This is a genomic window from Pseudomonas sp. Pse79, from assembly GCF_024519615.1.
GTDB classification, from domain to species: Bacteria; Pseudomonadota; Gammaproteobacteria; order Pseudomonadales; family Pseudomonadaceae; genus Aquipseudomonas; species Aquipseudomonas veronii.
Genome location: NZ_JALJRR010000002.1, coordinates 139,545 through 155,477, shown reverse-complemented (window position 1 = coordinate 155,477; position 15,933 = coordinate 139,545). Strand labels below are relative to the sequence as shown.

Sequence of the window (15,933 nt, the reverse complement as noted above, 5' to 3'; positions counted from 1 at the left end):
ACCTCTCCTCAGGCCTGCCGGCGGGCGATGACGTCCGTCGACTCGATGGCCAGTCTATTTTGTTTTGATTGAACGTTCAATCAACAAAGAATAAGCTCTGCGACAAATGGTCGCTGCCTGCCGGTATTTCCTACAGGTAGGTGGCGACATCTGACACCTGTGAAAACCCTTGAAACAGGCCATTTCAGAGCCTGAACACCGCTTCGGCGGGCTCAAGAATTTTCGGGGTGTCTTTATAACACCCGTCCGTCGACTGCCGAAAAATCGATGAGCACGGGATCACCGCTGCCTTGTGTTTCTCTCTCGCACTGCCTGGAGCATCTGCGCCATGAGTTCTGCCTCTCTAATAAAAACCCCACCGGAAAAGGTGCGGGTCAACGGTTGGGTGTTCTACACCTCCACCGCACTGATTCTGTTGCTGACCGCCATTTTGATCGTCGCCCCGCAAGAGGCCGGCCGGATGCTCGGCGTGGCGCAGGCGTGGTTATCGAAAAGCTTCGGCTGGTACTACATGCTGGTGATCGCCGCCTACCTGGTGTTCGTGGTCGGCCTGGCGTTTTCGTCCTACGGCAAGCTGAAGCTGGGCAGCAAGGACGACACCCCGGACTTCAGCTACGGCGCCTGGGCCGGCATGCTGTTTTCGTCGGGTATCGGCATCTCGTTGCTGTATTTCGGCGCATCGGAGCCGTTGGACCATTACTTCAACCCGCCCGAAGGCGCGGCCGCCAGCAACGGCGCGGCGCGCCAGGCGCTGCAATTGACCTTCTTGCACTGGGGCCTGCACGGCTGGGCGATCTATGCGCTGGTCGGCCTGGCCGTGGCGTACTTCGCGTACCGCCATAACCAGCCACTGGCCCTGCGTTCGGCGTTGTACCCGCTGGTGGGCGAGCGTTGGGTCAAAGGCGCGGCCGGCCATGTGGTGGACGGGTTCGGCATGTTCGTGACCCTGCTGGGCCTGGTGACCAACCTCGGTATCGGCGCGATGCAGGTGTCGTCCGGCCTGGAAAACCTGTTTGGCATGCAGCACAGCAACACCAACCTGCTGATCGTGATCATCGTGATGAGCACTGTGGCGACCATTGCCGCCGTGTCGGGGGTGGAGAACGGCATTCGTCGCCTGTCCAACCTCAACATCGTGTTGTTCAGCGGTTTGCTGATCTTCGTGCTGTTGTTCGGCCCGACCCTGCACCTGCTCAACGGCCTGGTGCAGAACACCGGTGACTACCTCAACGGCATCCTCCTGAAAACCTTCGACCTGTATGTGTACGAAGGCGACGCCGACAAGACCGAACGCTGGATGGGCCTGTGGACCCTGTTCTACTGGGCCTGGTGGATTTCCTGGGCGCCGTTCGTGGGCATGTTCATCGCACGGATTTCCCGAGGCCGCACAGTGCGTGAACTGGTGGCCGGCGTGCTGCTGATCCCGCTGGGCTTCACCCTGGCCTGGTTGTCGATCTTCGGTAACTCGGCGCTGGACCTGGTGTTGAACCAGGGCGCGGTGGCGTTGGGCAAGACGGCGCTGGAACAACCGTCGATGGCCATCTACCAATTGCTGGAGCATTACCCAGCGTCGAAAATCGTCATCGGCGTGTCGATCTTTGTCGGCTTCGTGCTGTTCCTGACCCCGGCGGACTCCGGCGCGGTGATGATGGCCAACCTGTCCTGCAAAGGCGGCAACGTGGACGAAGACGCGCCGCACTGGCTGCGGATCTTCTGGTCGGCGGTGATCACCCTGGTGACCATCGGCCTGCTGTTCGCGGGTAACTTCGAAGCCATGCAAACCATGGTGGTGCTGGCGGGGCTGCCGTTCTCGGTGGTGCTGATTGTCTTTATGTTCGGTTTGCACAAGGCGATGCGCCAGGACATGGCGACGGAACTGGAGCAGGCGCAATTGGCCGAGCGTGGCCGTCGTGGTTTCAGCGAGCGCTTGACCGCCCTGGACCTGCAACCGAGCCAGGCCACGGTGCAGCGCTTTATGGACAAGCACGTCACGCCGGCACTGGAAGACGCGACGAAGGCGTTGCGCGACCAGGGGCTGGAGGTGCAGACCCTGTTGGGCAAATCCAAGCGTTGCATCGGCGTGCGTATCGAGATGGAAGAGGGCAACCCGTTTGTCTACGAAGTGAGCCTGGACGGCTACGCGGTGGCGTCGGACGAACTGCCCGAGGCGGAGCGCGCCCGTTACTACCGGGCCGAGGTGTACCTGCACAACGGGCCTCAGGAGTACGACCTGATGGGCTTCGCCCAGGAGCAGATCACCCGGGACGTGCTCGATCAGTTTGAAAGCCATCGGCAGCTCCTTGGCCGTGTCTATAGCTGATGGTTGAAGCCTGGTGGTGTCCCCACTGACACCACTGGGGCAAAAAATGTGGGAGGGGGCTTGCCCCCGATTGCAGTGTGTCAGTCAGCTCATCTGTTACTGATACACCGCTATCGGGGGCAAGCCCCCTCCCACATTTTGACCCTGTTTCTCCAATGGGTTTTGCGGTGTTTGTTAGCCCAGGTTCTTGCCCAGCAGGGCATGGTAGAGCTCGCTGTCCCCCAGGATCCCCACCACCTGGTTGTTGTCGTGCAACACCAGCTTGTTGCCCGTCTGGTAGCGGATCTGCAGCGCATCGCGCATGCCGATATTCGAGTCCACCAGTGTCGGCAGGCGGCCCAGGCCTTCCACGGGTTGCCCCGGTGCCCAGTTCTGCAGGTTCATCACCGCGCCATTCTGGCGTGCGCCCCGGATGGTGTTGCCTTCGGCCAGGTCGAGCCACGAGTCGCCGCCCGGATCGAGGCACACCGAGCCGTTGATGCGTTTGCAGTTGTCCAGCGTCCGCATCAGGCTGCGCCCGCACAGCACGTTCAGCGGGTTGGTATGTGCGACGAAGGTACGCACATAATCGTCCGCCGGGTTCAGCACGATTTCTTCCGGCACGCTGTACTGGATGATCTTGCCGTCTTTCATGATCGCGATGCGGCTGCCGAGCTTGAGGGCTTCGTCGAGGTCGTGGCTGACGAACACGATGGTCTTGCTCAGCTTGCTTTGCAGCTCCAGCAACTCGTCCTGCAGGCCTTGGCGGATCAGCGGGTCGAGGGCGGAGAAGGGTTCGTCCATCAGCAGGATGTCGGCGTCCATCGCCAGCGCCCGCGCCAGGCCGACGCGCTGCTGCATGCCGCCGGAGAGTTCGTCCGGCTTCTTGTTACGCCATTGGCTCAGGCCCACCAGTTCGAGCTTTTCGTCCACCAGCTTGCGCCGGTCTTTCTCCGGGCGGCCCTGCATTTCGAGGCCGAAGCTGATGTTCTCGCGCACGGTCAGCCAGGGCATCAGGGCGAACTTCTGGAACACCATGGCGATGCGTTTGGTACGCATCATTTTCAGCTCGGCCGGGGTGCAGGAGGCGATGTCGATCTGGCGCCCTTCATGCTCGACGAACAACTGGCCACGGCTGACGGTGTTGAGGCCGTTGATGCAGCGCAGCAGGCTCGACTTGCCGGAGCCCGACAGGCCCATCAGCACACAGATCTCGCCTTTTTCCACATCCAGGCTGGCTTTTTCAACGCCGACGATCTGGCCGGTCTTTTTCAGGATCTCGTTACGGCTCATGCCCTGGTCCAGCAGCTTGAGCGCTTCGCGTGGGTCTTTGGAGAAGATCACGTCGACATTGTCGAATCGGATAATGCTCATGCATCACCCCCTACTTTGGCGTCGGGTTGTTTGCAGATGCGGTCGAGCATGATGGCCAGCAGCACGATCGCCAGGCCGGCTTCAAAGCCCAGGGCGATGTCGGCGGTGTTCAGTGCGTTGACCACCGGCTTGCCGAGGCCGTCGGCACCCACCAGGGCGGCGATCACCACCATCGACAGCGACAGCATGATGCATTGGGTAATGCCGGCAGCAATGCTCGGCATGGCGTGGGGCAGTTCAATGCGCGAGAGCAATTGACGGCGCGAGCAGCCGAAGGCTTTGCCTGCGTCCATCAACTCTTGCGGTACATCACGGATACCCAGGTAGGTCAGGCGGATCGGCGCGGCAATCGCGAACACCACCGTGGAAATCAACCCGGGCACCACACCCAGCCCGAAGAGGGTCAGGGTAGGGATGAGGTAGACGAAGGTCGGTACGGTCTGCATCAGATCGAGCACCGGCCGCATCAGGGTGTAGAACATCGGTTTGTGCGCGGCAACAATGCCCAGCGGCACGCCGATGACCACGCAGACCAGGGTGGCGAACAGCACCTGCGCGAGGGTCTCCATGGTTTCCTGCCAGTACCCCAGGTTGAGGATCAGCAGGAAGGAGGCGATGACAAAAACAGTCAGGCCCCATTTACGTTGAATGAAGTGAGCCAGCAGCGCAATCAGACCGATCAATGCCAGCGGATTGAACCAGGTCAGCGCGAACGTCACGCCGTGGATCATCGTTTCCAGGGTCGATGCGATTGCGTCGAAGTAGTTGGCACCGTGTTGGGTCAACCATTCGACGAAGGCAGCGATGTACTGGCCTAGTGGGATTTTCTGTTCAGTCAGCATGGTAGTGAATGTCCACATGCGAAGGGGAAAACATCCCGGGCCAGCGCACCAGCCCGGGGTCAGCAGGGATTACTTGGCGAGGTAAGCTTTGACGGCCTCCAGACCTGGTTTGCCATCGACGGTGGTGACACCGGCAAGCCAGGTATCGAGCACTTGCGGGTTCTTCTTCAGCCAGGCCTTGGCCGCGGCGTCGGGTTTCATCTTGTCGTCCAGGACGTTACCCATCAGGGTGCTTTCCATGTTCAGGGTGAACGACAGGTTTTTCAGCAACTGGCCGACGTTGCTGCATTCCTGGGTGTAGCCCTTGCGCACGTTGGTGTAGATGGTGGCCTGGCCGTAGTTGGGACCGAACGAGTCGTCACCCCCGGTCAGGTACTTCATCTTGAAGCGGGTGTTCATCGGGTGCGGTTCCCAGCCGAGGAACACGATGGCCTTGCCGCGCTTGGTGGCGCGTTCGACCTGCGACAGCATCCCGGCTTCGCTGGACTCGACGACTTTGAAACCGGCCGACTTCAAGCCGAACGCGTCCTTGTCGATCAGGGTTTGAATGGTGCGGTTGCCGTCGTTGCCGGGTTCGATGCCGTAGATTTTGCCTTCCAGCTCATCCTTGAATTTGGCGATATCGGCGAAGTCTTTCAGGCCTTTGTCATACAGCGCCTCGGGAACGGCCAGGGTGTACTTGGCGTTTTCCAGGTTGGCGCGCACGGTTTCCACGGTGCCGGCATCGCGGTATGGCTTGATGTCGTTTTCCATGGTCGGCATCCAGTTGCCGAGGAAGATGTCCATGTTCTTGCCGTCGGCCAGGGACTTGTAGGTCACCGGTACCGAAATCATCGTGGTGCGCGGCTTGTAGCCGAGGCCCTTGAGGATTTCGCTGGTGGTCGCGGTCGTGACGGTGATGTCGGTCCAGCCGACATCGGAGAAGTTGACGGTCTGACATTGTGCCGGTTCTGCAGCGTGCGCCAGGACTGGCAGACTCAGCATGGCGGCCAACAACAACGAGGGTGAACCTTTCATGGGGCTAGACTCCTGTGTGCTTTCTGGCGGCATTCGCCGCGCTTTATAAGTGTTGCGGTTGGAACGTGCTTTGAGGCGGCGGCACGGTGCCTTGCCAACGAGTCGAGACTGATCATGTACCAGTGAAAATCTGACGCCTACAGGGGGCGTCGTATCCAGTACAGGCAGGGTCGCATCCAGTGTCGGTGACGTCGTTTACAGATTTTTCCTAAGGAAAAACCGCTGTTTTTACCCATCTGCACCGCTAAAAACGCCCAAAACAAGCCCTTGCTCGTGAGCGACGCTGATGAGCATGGTTGCGTCGGTGTGAGACGCCGTGATGGCAGATAAAAGCCTGATGATGCCGCCATCTGGGCGATCTGAGCGTAGCACCTCGTTCAAGCCTGGCCTGTGCTTATCGAGGAGTTCCACGGCAATGGCTATCAGTGTTTTCGACCTGTTCAAGATCGGCATCGGGCCTTCGAGTTCTCACACCGTCGGCCCCATGCGCGCCGCAGCGTTGTTCGTTCAACGGTTGCGTGAACGTGAATGGTTGGAACAGGTGCGGCGCGTCGAAGTTCAGCTCTACGGCTCATTGTCGGCCACCGGCATCGGCCACGGCAGCGACACCGCAACCATCATGGGCCTGATGGGCGAGTGGCCGGACGCAATCGATCCGGCGCAGATCGGCCTGCGTATCCACACCCTGCGCGAGACCGACACGCTGCTGTTGGACGGGCGTTTACCGGTGCCTTTCGTGTGGACGCGGGACATGCGCCTGCTCGACGAAAACCTACCGTTCCACCCCAATGCCATGACCCTGGTGGTGTTCGGTGCTGACGGCGAGTTGCACCGCGACACCTACTACTCCGTCGGCGGCGGCTTTGTGGTGGATGAAGCCCAGGCGCAAAGCGGCGTGGCGGATATGGACCGCAGCGCATTGCCCTATGAATTCTCCAGCGCGGTGGAGCTGCTGCAACTGTGCAAGAGCCATAACCTGCGCGTCGCCGAGCTGATGCTGGCCAACGAAAAAGTCTGGCGCTCCGAAGATGAAATCCGCAGCGGCCTGATGACGCTCTGGCGCGCCATGCAGGCGTGCGTCGAGCAGGGCCTCAAGCACGAAGGCATCCTGCCCGGCGGCCTGAATGTGCGCCGTCGCGCCGCCAAGTTGCACCGAAGTTTGCTGGAGTTGAGCAAGCCCAACGTGATCGGCTCGACCTTGAGCGCGATGGAGTGGGTCAACCTGTTCGCCCTCGCGGTCAACGAAGAAAACGCCGCCGGCGGGCGCATGGTCACCGCGCCGACCAATGGCGCGGCGGGGATCATCCCGGCGGTGTTGCACTACTTTATGAAGTTCAGCGATGACGTCACCGAAGCCAACGTGGTCGACTACCTGCTCAGCGCGGCGGCGGTGGGCATTCTGTGCAAGAAGAACGCCTCGATCTCCGGCGCCGAAGTCGGCTGCCAGGGCGAGGTCGGCTCAGCCTGCGCCATGGCGGCGGCGGGGTTGGCGGAGATCCTCGGCGCCACCCCGGAGCAACTGTGCAACGCTGCCGAAATCGGCCTGGAACACAACCTCGGCCTGACCTGCGACCCGGTGGGCGGCCTGGTGCAAGTGCCGTGTATCGAGCGCAACGCGATTGCCGCGGTGAAGGCGATCAACGCCGCGCAGATGGCCCTGCGCGGCGACGGCCAGCACTTTATCTCCCTCGACCGGGTGATCCGCACCATGCGCGATACCGGGGCGGACATGCATGACAAGTACAAGGAAACCTCGCGGGGTGGGTTGGCGGTCAGTGCGGTTGAGTGTTGAGACCGCGTCGCCGCTATCGGGGGCAAGCCCCCTCCCACAGGGGAACGCATTTCAGATGTGGGAGGGGCGGTGCGACGATTCGACTTGCCCCCGATAGCGCCAGTCCAAACAACCCTGCTCATAAAGTGAACACCAAAACCAAAAGCGCCACCTTTTAGCGCGTCGCAAACAGATAAGTAGCCCCCAAACGATTTCCCCTCAGACCACCCGTCACCCGTGCCTGCGGTGACAGACGCTTGCTTCGCCCTCAAAGCGCCTACCCACAAGTGCTACCGATCTGCTCACAGCCCTTGAACGGGGCCGTTTGCGCCGCCGATTCGGAGCATATTCCGCACTTCGTACAGGGGCTTGTCTAGACACATCAAGAGGTCGTTTTCAGGAGTTATTGAATGGCCATTCAAATTTAGGCATGGCAATTGCTCTATCAACTCAACGCCTCTCTCTGCATCAGAGACGAGCGCAATAACAAGAGCCTCGCCTGAGGCCATCACCCGCTTTGTGTGAGGAGATACCGCGATGACGTCGTTCAACTCCGGGGCCCAACCCCAGAACCGTGCGCCTCAATCCATCGGCTTTCTGCTGCTGGACAATTTCACGCTGATTTCCCTGGCTTCGGCAGTGGAACCGCTGCGCATGGCCAACCAGTTGTCCGGGCGCGAGTTGTATCGCTGGACAACCCTGAGTGTCGACGGCAACCAGGTGTGGGCCAGCGACGGTCTGCAAATCACCCCCGATGCCGCCATGCACAAAGCCCCGGCCCTGGACACCGTCATCGTGTGCGGCGGCGTGGGTATCCAGCGCACCGTCACCCGTGAACATGTGTCGTGGCTGCAAAGCCAGGCGCGCCAGTCCCGTCGCCTCGGCGCGGTGTGTACCGGCAGTTGGGCCCTGGCCTGCGCCGGGTTGCTCGATGGCTTCGATTGCAGCGTGCACTGGGAATGCCTGGCGTCGATGCAGGAAGCCTTCCCGCGCGTGTCGATGAGCACCCGCCTGTTCACCCTCGACCGCAACCGCTTCACCAGCTCCGGCGGCACCGCGCCGCTGGACATGATGCTGCACCTGATCAGCCGCGACCACGGCCGTGAACTGTCGGCGGCGATCTCCGAGATGTTCGTGTACGAGCGCATCCGCAATGAACAGGATCACCAGCGTGTGCCGCTCAAGCACATGCTCGGCACCAACCAGCCGAAGTTGCAGGAAATCGTCGCGCTGATGGAAGCCAACCTCGAAGAACCGATCGACCTGGATGAGCTGGCGGTGTACGTCGCCGTGTCGCGGCGCCAGCTGGAGCGGCTGTTCCAGAAATACCTGCACTGCTCGCCGTCGCGCTACTACCTCAAGCTGCGCCTGATTCGCGCACGGCAGTTGCTCAAGCAAACGCCGATGTCGATCATCGAAGTGGCGTCGGTGTGCGGGTTCGTGTCCACGCCGCACTTCTCCAAGTGCTACCGCGAATACTTCGGTATTCCGCCACGGGATGAGCGCGTCGGTTCCAACACCACCCAGCAGGTGGCGATGATGCCGATTCCGCCGGCGTTGGTGTTGTCCCCGTTGTCGGGGCCGATGTCGGCGTTGAGCCAGGCGCGCAATGAGTCGACGTTTGCCAGTGTGAGGCTCTAGACCGAGTCGCCTGCATCGGGGGCAAGCCCCCTCCCACATTTGACTGTATTCACAATTCGAGTGTGGGAGGGGGCTTGCCCCCGATAGCGGTCTGTCAGACGCCGGAGTTCTGTTTGAACTGCATCAGCGCCGGCAATAACTGCCTGTCGATCGCCTGCCGCACCGCAGGCAGAATCGTCGCACTGCCGCTGTACATCTGCTCGACCATGCCCTTGAGCGCCTTGGCCCGCGCTTCGCTCAAACCGCGTACCGCACATTCACAGGCCTGCTCGGCGCTGGCGCCGCTGGACACCTCGAAACCGAGCGAGCGCAGTTTGCTCAGCAGGTCATCCTGGTCAATCAAATCCGCATGCATCATGACGTTTATCCTGGTGAAGGGAGCGGGGGGATCGATTTGGATTCTGGTAGCCGACCAGGCGGTCGGCAAGGGCAGAATGCATGAATGGCTCGGATGGCTATGAACAGGTCGTTTTCGGGCCATTTGGCGCGGGCAGGCCAATGACGCGGCCGAGGAGGGCGGGAGTGGGCAGGTCGACTTGCGTGGCGCGGATGGCCGCGAGGCGTTCCAGTGTCGCCTCGGTGAACGGCGCCGAGCGCGGCCCGGCGAGGTCGACGTGCAGCAGCATCTGTTCGTTGCCCGCCAGTTCCTTGTCGTCGCTCACCAGGTGCAGGCTGTGATAGAGGTGCAGGCGCTTGGCATCGTGGGCGATCAGTTGGGTACGCACCTCCACGTCGGCGCCGAGTTTCACTTCGTGCAGGTAGTTCAGGTGCAGCTCCAGGGTGAACAGCGAATGGCCGCTGGCGGCGCGGTTTTCGCTGTCCAGGCCGAGGGTGTCCATCAACGCGTCGGTGGCGTAGCTGAAGATCAGCAGGTAGAACGCGTCGCGCAGGTGGCCGTTGTAGTCGACCCAGTCGGGGTGGACCTGGGTGGTGTAGGTGGTCAGTGCCGGCATGCTGGGGGGTTCCTTATTCGGCGAAGGTCATGCCGTGCTTGGCTTTAGTGGTCTTCACCGCTTCCAGCACCGCCAACAGACAATCATCACGGTAGCGCTCCAGCGCCGAAATGCTGTGGTTACCCAACTGCTCGCGGGTGCCGTCGACCACATCGTCGATCAACTTGTCGGTCAGCTCCGGCGCCGGCAGGTGGGTCCACGGCAACTGCAACGCCGGGCCGAACTGCGCCATGAAGTGCCGCATCCCGGCATCGCCGCCGGCCAGGGTGTAGGTCAGGAACGTGCCCATGAACGACCAGCGCAAGCCGGCGCCAAAACGGATTGCGTCGTCGATCTCGCCGGTGGTGGCAACGCCATCGTTGACCAGGTGCAGCGCCTCACGCCACAGGGCTTCGAGCAGGCGGTCGGCGATAAAACCGGGGACTTCCTTACGCACATGCAACGGGCGCATGCCGAGGGATTCATACACCTGGATCGCCGCCTGGATCGCCTCGGGCGCGGTGTGTTTGCCGCCCACCACTTCCACCAGCGGCAGCAGGTACACCGGGTTGAACGGGTGACCGACGACGCAGCGTTCAGGGAGGGTCGAGCCTTCATAGAATTCGCTGGGCAACAGGCCCGAGGTACTGGAGCCGATCAACGCATTCGGCTTGGCGGCCGCGCTGATCTTGCTGTGCAGCTCCAGTTTCAGCTCCAGGCGTTCCGGGGCGCTTTCCTGGATGAAGTCGGCGTCTTTCACGCACGCCTCGATCGTGGCGACAAAACGCAGGCGGTCCTGCGATGCGCCGGGAGCCAGGCCTTGTTTCTCCAGGGCGCCCCAGGCATTGGCGACGCGTTGGCGCAGCGCGGCTTCGGCACCGGGCGCCGGGTCCCAGGCCACCACATCGAGGCCGTGGGCCAGGGCGCGGGACACCCAGCCGCTGCCGATCACACCGCTGCCGAGGGCGGCGAAGGTTTTGATATCTGTAATAAAACGCATGGCGACATTCCTGAATAAGGTGATGTTCCCCTGTGGGAGGGGGCTTGCCCCCGATAGCGGTGTACCAGTCGATGCATTCGCTGCTGATACACCGCTATCGGGGGCAAGCCCCCTCCCACAGGTTTTGATTCGGTTTGGGTTGGGGGGGTTAGCTGCGTTTTTTGAGGCCCATTTTCAGGCGCCCTTCGGCCGGGGTCATGACCCGCGCGCCCAGGCGGCTGAGGATTTCACTGGCGCGTTCCACCAGTTGACCGTTGGTGGCCAGCACGCCTTTGTCCAGCCACAGGTTGTCTTCCAGCCCGACCCGCACGTTGCCGCCGAGCAGCACCGCCTGCGCCGCCATCGGCATTTGCATGCGGCCGATGCCGAAGCCGGCCCACACCGCGTCGGCAGGCAGGTTGTCGACCATGGCTTTCATGGTGGTGGTGTCGGCCGGCGCGCCCCACGGGATGCCCAGGCACAGTTGGAACAGCGGGTCGTCGAGCAGGCCTTCCTTGATCATCTGCTTGGCGAACCACAGGTGGCCGGTGTCGAAGATTTCCAGCTCGGCTTTTACGCCCAGTTCCTGAATGCGTTTGGCGCCGGCCCGCAGTTGCGCCGGGGTGGACACGTAAATGGTGTCACCATCGCCGAAGTTCAGCGTGCCGCAGTCCAGCGTGCAGATTTCCGGCAACAGCGCTTCCACATGGGCCAGGCGGGTCAGCGGGCCGACCAGGTCGGTGTTGGGGCCGAATGCCATGGGCGTCTCGCCGCCGCCGATCTCCAGGTCGCCGCCCATGCCGGCGGTGAGGTTGACGATGATGTCGATGTCGGCCTCACGGATACGCTCCATCACTTCGCGGTACAAGGCGACGTCGCGGCTGAACTTGCCGGTCTCGGGGTTGCGCACATGGCAGTGAACGACAGTGGCGCCGGCCTTGGCGGCTTCCACGGCGGCGGCGGCGATTTGTTTGGGGGTGACCGGTACATGGGGGCTTCTGGCGCTCGTGTCGCCAGCACCGGTGAGTGCGCAGGTGATGATGACGTCGTGGTTCATGGGGCAGGTTCCTTACAGGCGTGATTTCAAGGCGTAGCGAGGCCGTTCGCGGTCAGGCACGACCGCGAAACGGTGCGTCGAATACCGTTATTTGCTGGTCAGTTGCAGGTTGGCGGCGGCGGGTTTGCCGTCGAAGGTGGTCACGCCTTCGAGCCAGCGCGCCTGGTCTTGCGGGTGATCCTTGAGCCACTGCTTGGCGGACTCGAAGGCGTCCTTGTGTTCCAGCAACGGCTGCATCATTCGGCTCTCGTCGGCGGCGGTGAAGGTCAGGTTGGTCAGCAGCTTGTGGACGTTGGGGCACTGCTCGGCGTAGGTCGGCGAGGTGACGCTCCACACGGTGGCCATGCCTTCGTTCGGGCCCAGGGCGTCTTCGCTGCCGGTGAGGTAGGTCATCGCGATGTTGACGTTCATCGGGTGCGGCGCCCAGCCGAAGAACACCACGGCTTCCTTGCGACGCACCGCGCGGTCGACGGCGGCGAGCATGCCCGCTTCGCTGGACTCCACCAGCTGGAATTTGCCCAGGCCGAACTGGTTCTTGGCGATCATCGCCTTGATCTGGGTGTTGGCGCCCGAGCCCGGCTCGATGCCGTAGAGCTTGCCGCCCAGTTCTTTCTCGAACCTGGCGATGTCGGCGAAGGTTTTCAGGCCTTTGTCGGCCAGATAAGTCGGCACCGCCAGGGTCGCGCGCGCGTCTTCCAGGCTCGGTTTATCGAGGACCTTGACCTGCTTGGCGTCGACGAACGGGGCGATGGTCTGGGTCATCAGCGGGTTCCAGTAGCCGAGGAACAAGTCCAGGCGCTGGTCGCGGATGCCGGCGAAGATGATTTGCTGGGACGCGCTGGTCTGTTTGGTCTTGTAGCCGAGGCCATCGAGCAACACTTGGGTCATGGCGCTGGTGGCGATCACGTCGGTCCAGTTCACCACGCCCATACGCACGTTCTGGCAGGATGGCGCGTCGGCCGCGAAGACGCTGCTACTCAAGATGGCGCTGGCGCTGAAGGCGAGCACGCAGCGGCTGATCAGTCGGTTCATGGTGGTTCCCTCGGCAGGTCGTTATTGTGGGGGCCGGCGTCTTTGTGCGCCGTGGGGTCACGTTACGCAGCTTGAGGGGCGACAAAACGCACGGCGGCGACCCGCTCTTGCACTGCAGCGACCTGTGCTCTTGAATGGGCCGTTGAACTGGCGTATCACAGTGACCACGCTGCCGGTCCTACGAGAGCGCACCATGTCCCAGGATTTCTACTTTCTGCTGATGCCAGGGTTCTCGGCCATCGGCTTTATCTCCGCGCTCGAACCGCTGCGCGTGGCCAACCGCTTTCGTGGCGAGTTGTACCGCTGGCATGTGTTGAGCGCCGACGGCGGCGCGGTGCTGGCGAGCAATGGCATGTCGGTCAACGCCGACGCGGCGCTGGAGCCGCTGAAAAAAGGCGCGACGCTGATGGTGGTCGCCGGTTTCGAACCGCTTGAATTCGCCACCCCGGCCCTCGAACATTGGCTGCGCCGCCTCGACCATGACGGTGTGACCCTCGGCGCCATCGACACCGGCGCCTGCATCCTGGCCGAGGCCGGGCTGCTCGACGGCCACCGCCTGACCCTGCACTGGGAAGCCATCGACGCCTTCAAGGAAGCCTATCCGCACCTGAGTGTGACCCAGGAACTGTTCGAGATCGACCGCCGCCGCATTACCTGCGCCGGCGGTACCGCTTCCATCGACCTGATGCTCGACCTGATCGCCCAGGCCCACGGCCCCGACCTGGCGATCCAGGTCTCCGAGCAATTCGTGCTCGGGCGCATCCGCCCGCGCAAAGACCACCAGCGCATGCAGATAGCCACGCGCTACGGCATCAACAACAAGAAGTTGGTGCAGGTGATCGGCGAGATGGAACAACACACCGAACCGCCGCTGAGCACCCTGGCCCTGGCCGAGGCGATCAAAGTCACGCGGCGTCAGCTGGAGCGGCTGTTTCGCCTGCATCTGAACGACACGCCGAGCAACTTCTACCTCGGCCTGCGCCTGGAAAAAGCGCGGCAGTTGTTGCGCCAGAGCGACATGAGCGTGCTGGAGGTGAGCCTTGCCTGCGGCTTTGAGTCGCCGTCGTATTTCACCCGCAGCTATCGGGCGCGGTTTGCCAAGTGTCCGCGGGAGGATCGGCGACGGGAGGTGGTTTGACCGGCGATTATAGTCAATTATACTCTCGACTATAATTTATAGTTGGTTCAATAATTGAGTATAAAAGCATGTCCAAGCCCAGCGGTTTTGTGTTCCGCCGCCCCACCCTGGCAAGCAGTATTGCCGATGGCCTGGTGGGCGTGGGTATCCAGGATTTCACCTCTGGCCTGTTTCTCGCGGCGCCGCGTCGTACCGGCAAAAGTACTTTTCTGCGCGAAGACCTTCTCCCCGAGTGCCAGGCTCGGGGTTGGCTGACGGTGTATGTGGACCTGTGGGCCGACAAGGAGAAAGATCCCGCCGAGCTGATTTCCAGCGCCATTGCCGGTGCGTTGGTGCCTTTCGAAAAGGGCATCCGCAAACTGGCGAAGAACATCGGCATCGAAAAACTCAGCTTCCTGCGCACCTTGTCCTGGGACTTCACCAAGCCTCAACTGCCCGTGGGCGCGACCCTTACGCAAGCACTGGAATTACTTCACCGCGCCGCCGAAAAAACCGTGGTGCTGGTGATTGATGAAGCCCAGCACGCGCTCACCACCGAAGCGGGCATCAACGCCATGTTCGCCCTCAAGGCCGCACGCGACCAGCTCAACCAGGGCCGCGAAGGCGAGGGCAGTGGCTTACACCTGGTGTTCACCGGCTCCAACCGCGACAAGCTCGCTCATTTGGTGCTGGGCAAAAGCCAGCCGTTCTTCGGCTCCAGCATCACGCCGTTTCCGTTGCTGGGTAAGGCGTTCACTCAGGCTTACACCGCGCATCTCAACGCGCACCTGGCCAAGACCAACCAATTCAACGCGGCGGATATCGATGAAGCGTTTGAGTTGGTAGGCCGGCGCCCCGAGATGCTGCGCACCATCATCGGTGAAGTGGCCCTGGAGTTGGGCGAGGCGAGCAACCTGGGCCAGTTGCTGCACAGCCGCGCGGAAGTGCTGCGTGCTGGCGTCTGGAACGAATTCGAAAGCGCCTGGAACGCCCTCACCCTTGCGCAACGTGCCGTGCTGCAAGTGATGGTGGAGCGTTCGCAACACAATCAACCCTTCGCCCCGTTCACCGACAGCACCCTCATTGCGGTCAGCAAAGCGCTGGAGGAGATGGGCAGCGACGTGGTGCCCGGCACTCAGACCATCCAGGCGTGTATCGATGCCCTGCGTGACAAGGAACTGGTATGGAAGTCCAGCCGCGGCGGTTATGCCCTGGAAGACAAGTCCTTCGGCGACTGGCTGCTGCACAAGCACCGCACACCCGGCTAAACACACCACACCGCCATCGGGGGCAAGCCCCCTCCCACAGTGAATTGTCGGTGTGCCTATTGCTTTATCAGGGCCGAACACGCCGCCTTGAAGGCTTCATGCTGGTACACCCCTTCTCCTGTAAGCGACCAAGATCAAATGTGGGAGGGGGCAAGCCCCCTCCCACAGTAAATTGTCGGTGTGCCTATTTCTTTATCAGAGCCGAACACGCTGCCTTGAAGGCTTCATGCTGGTACACCCCTTCTCCTGTAAGCGACAAAGATCAAATGTGGGAGGGGGCTTGCCCCCGATGACGGTGGATCAGCGGCACCTGAGTGGCTGACACACCGCCATCGGGGGCAAGCCCCCTCCCACAGTGAATTGTCGGTGTGCCTATTGCTTTATCAGGGCCGAACACGCCGCCTTGAAGGCTTCATGCTGGTACACCCCTTCTCCTGTAAGCGACCAAGATCAAATGTGGGAGGGGGCAAGCCCCCTCCCACAGTAAATTGTCGGTGTGCCTATTTCTTTATCAGAGCCGAACACGCTGCCTTGAAGGCTTCATGCTGGTACACCCCTCCTCCTGTAAGCGACAAAGATCAAATGTGGGAGGGGGCTTGCCCCC

Annotated in this window: 13 protein-coding genes; 5 read left to right on the top strand and 8 right to left on the bottom strand. The window is 61.9% G+C overall.

The genetic code is table 11. The annotated features are described in order from the left end of the window. The first annotated feature begins 385 nt into the window (after window positions 1-385). Entirely contained in the window at window positions 386-2,320 is a 1,935-nt protein-coding gene (locus NR164_RS03840; RefSeq protein ID WP_256822429.1) for a BCCT family transporter, read from the top strand. A gap of 174 nt (window positions 2,321-2,494) precedes the next feature. Here NR164_RS03840 and choV read toward each other — a convergent pair whose 3' ends face one another. The 3 genes from choV to NR164_RS03825 form a co-directional block, all read right to left on the bottom strand. Then, a complete protein-coding gene (gene choV / locus NR164_RS03835) occupies window positions 2,495-3,673 on the bottom strand; it encodes a choline ABC transporter ATP-binding protein (RefSeq protein ID WP_046381796.1) in 1,179 nt (392 codons plus the stop codon). Then, window positions 3,670-4,515, bottom strand: coding sequence for a choline ABC transporter permease subunit (choW, locus tag NR164_RS03830; RefSeq protein WP_015886271.1), 846 nt, complete (start codon window positions 4,513-4,515; stop codon window positions 3,670-3,672). The genes choV and choW overlap by 4 nt, the downstream gene beginning before the upstream one ends. A 69-nt stretch (window positions 4,516-4,584) precedes the next feature. Then, complete coding sequence (locus NR164_RS03825; protein WP_046381797.1) at window positions 4,585-5,532, bottom strand: choline ABC transporter substrate-binding protein; 948 nt, start codon at window positions 5,530-5,532, stop codon at window positions 4,585-4,587. A gap of 415 nt (window positions 5,533-5,947) precedes the next feature. On the opposite strand from NR164_RS03825, the gene NR164_RS03820 reads away from it, so the two are divergent. Both NR164_RS03820 and NR164_RS03815 read left to right on the top strand, forming a co-directional pair. Continuing rightward, the gene (locus tag NR164_RS03820) at window positions 5,948-7,324 is read left to right on the top strand and encodes an L-serine ammonia-lyase (RefSeq protein WP_126585128.1); all 1,377 of its coding nucleotides are present in this window, start codon (window positions 5,948-5,950) and stop codon (window positions 7,322-7,324) included. A gap of 516 nt (window positions 7,325-7,840) precedes the next feature. Continuing rightward, entirely contained in the window at window positions 7,841-8,944 is a 1,104-nt protein-coding gene (locus NR164_RS03815; RefSeq protein ID WP_017844931.1) for a GlxA family transcriptional regulator, read from the top strand. 94 nt (window positions 8,945-9,038) lie between these two features. Here the strand turns inward: NR164_RS03815 and NR164_RS03810 are convergent, their stop codons facing one another. From NR164_RS03810 to NR164_RS03790, 5 genes are all read right to left on the bottom strand, one after another. Beyond that, window positions 9,039-9,302 carry a hypothetical protein gene (locus tag NR164_RS03810; protein ID WP_017844930.1) on the bottom strand — a complete coding sequence of 88 codons (264 nt, stop codon included), beginning with the start codon at window positions 9,300-9,302 and terminating at the stop codon, window positions 9,039-9,041. Between the two features lie 97 nt (window positions 9,303-9,399). Further along, window positions 9,400-9,897, bottom strand: a complete 498-nt coding sequence (locus NR164_RS03805) for a thioesterase family protein (protein ID WP_057003930.1) — start codon at window positions 9,895-9,897, stop codon at window positions 9,400-9,402. Between the two features lie 13 nt (window positions 9,898-9,910). Next, window positions 9,911-10,876, bottom strand: a complete 966-nt coding sequence (locus NR164_RS03800; protein ID WP_046487924.1) for an L-carnitine dehydrogenase — start codon at window positions 10,874-10,876, stop codon at window positions 9,911-9,913. 148 nt (window positions 10,877-11,024) lie between these two features. Next, window positions 11,025-11,912 carry a 3-keto-5-aminohexanoate cleavage protein gene (locus tag NR164_RS03795; protein ID WP_104904323.1) on the bottom strand — a complete coding sequence of 296 codons (888 nt, stop codon included), beginning with the start codon at window positions 11,910-11,912 and terminating at the stop codon, window positions 11,025-11,027. A gap of 87 nt (window positions 11,913-11,999) precedes the next feature. Then, the gene (locus NR164_RS03790) at window positions 12,000-12,944 is read right to left on the bottom strand and encodes a choline ABC transporter substrate-binding protein (protein WP_256822318.1); all 945 of its coding nucleotides are present in this window, start codon (window positions 12,942-12,944) and stop codon (window positions 12,000-12,002) included. 193 nt (window positions 12,945-13,137) lie between these two features. Here NR164_RS03790 and NR164_RS03785 point away from each other — a divergent pair, with 193 nt between their 5' ends. Both NR164_RS03785 and NR164_RS03780 read left to right on the top strand, forming a co-directional pair. After that, window positions 13,138-14,082 carry a GlxA family transcriptional regulator gene (locus NR164_RS03785; protein ID WP_017844925.1) on the top strand — a complete coding sequence of 315 codons (945 nt, stop codon included), beginning with the start codon at window positions 13,138-13,140 and terminating at the stop codon, window positions 14,080-14,082. 68 nt (window positions 14,083-14,150) lie between these two features. Then, window positions 14,151-15,329 carry an AAA family ATPase gene (locus NR164_RS03780; protein WP_046381803.1) on the top strand — a complete coding sequence of 393 codons (1,179 nt, stop codon included), beginning with the start codon at window positions 14,151-14,153 and terminating at the stop codon, window positions 15,327-15,329. Window positions 15,330-15,933 lie beyond the last annotated feature (604 nt).

Bases quoted from the DNA above. Each gene is read 5' to 3' on its own strand.
- choV (WP_046381796.1), bottom strand. From the start codon at position 3,673: ATGAGCATTATCCGATTCGACAATGTCGACGTGATCTTCTCCAAAGAC.
- choW (WP_015886271.1), bottom strand. From the start codon at position 4,515: ATGCTGACTGAACAGAAAATCCCACTAGGCCAGTACATCGCTGCCTTC.
- NR164_RS03825 (WP_046381797.1), bottom strand. From the start codon at position 5,532: ATGAAAGGTTCACCCTCGTTGTTGTTGGCCGCCATGCTGAGTCTGCCA.
- NR164_RS03820 (WP_126585128.1), top strand. From the start codon at position 5,948: ATGGCTATCAGTGTTTTCGACCTGTTCAAGATCGGCATCGGGCCTTCG.
- NR164_RS03815 (WP_017844931.1), top strand. From the start codon at position 7,841: ATGACGTCGTTCAACTCCGGGGCCCAACCCCAGAACCGTGCGCCTCAA.
- NR164_RS03810 (WP_017844930.1), bottom strand. From the start codon at position 9,302: ATGATGCATGCGGATTTGATTGACCAGGATGACCTGCTGAGCAAACTG.
- NR164_RS03805 (WP_057003930.1), bottom strand. From the start codon at position 9,897: ATGCCGGCACTGACCACCTACACCACCCAGGTCCACCCCGACTGGGTC.
- NR164_RS03800 (WP_046487924.1), bottom strand. From the start codon at position 10,876: ATGCGTTTTATTACAGATATCAAAACCTTCGCCGCCCTCGGCAGCGGT.
- NR164_RS03795 (WP_104904323.1), bottom strand. From the start codon at position 11,912: ATGAACCACGACGTCATCATCACCTGCGCACTCACCGGTGCTGGCGAC.
- NR164_RS03790 (WP_256822318.1), bottom strand. From the start codon at position 12,944: ATGAACCGACTGATCAGCCGCTGCGTGCTCGCCTTCAGCGCCAGCGCC.
- NR164_RS03785 (WP_017844925.1), top strand. From the start codon at position 13,138: ATGTCCCAGGATTTCTACTTTCTGCTGATGCCAGGGTTCTCGGCCATC.
- NR164_RS03780 (WP_046381803.1), top strand. From the start codon at position 14,151: ATGTCCAAGCCCAGCGGTTTTGTGTTCCGCCGCCCCACCCTGGCAAGC.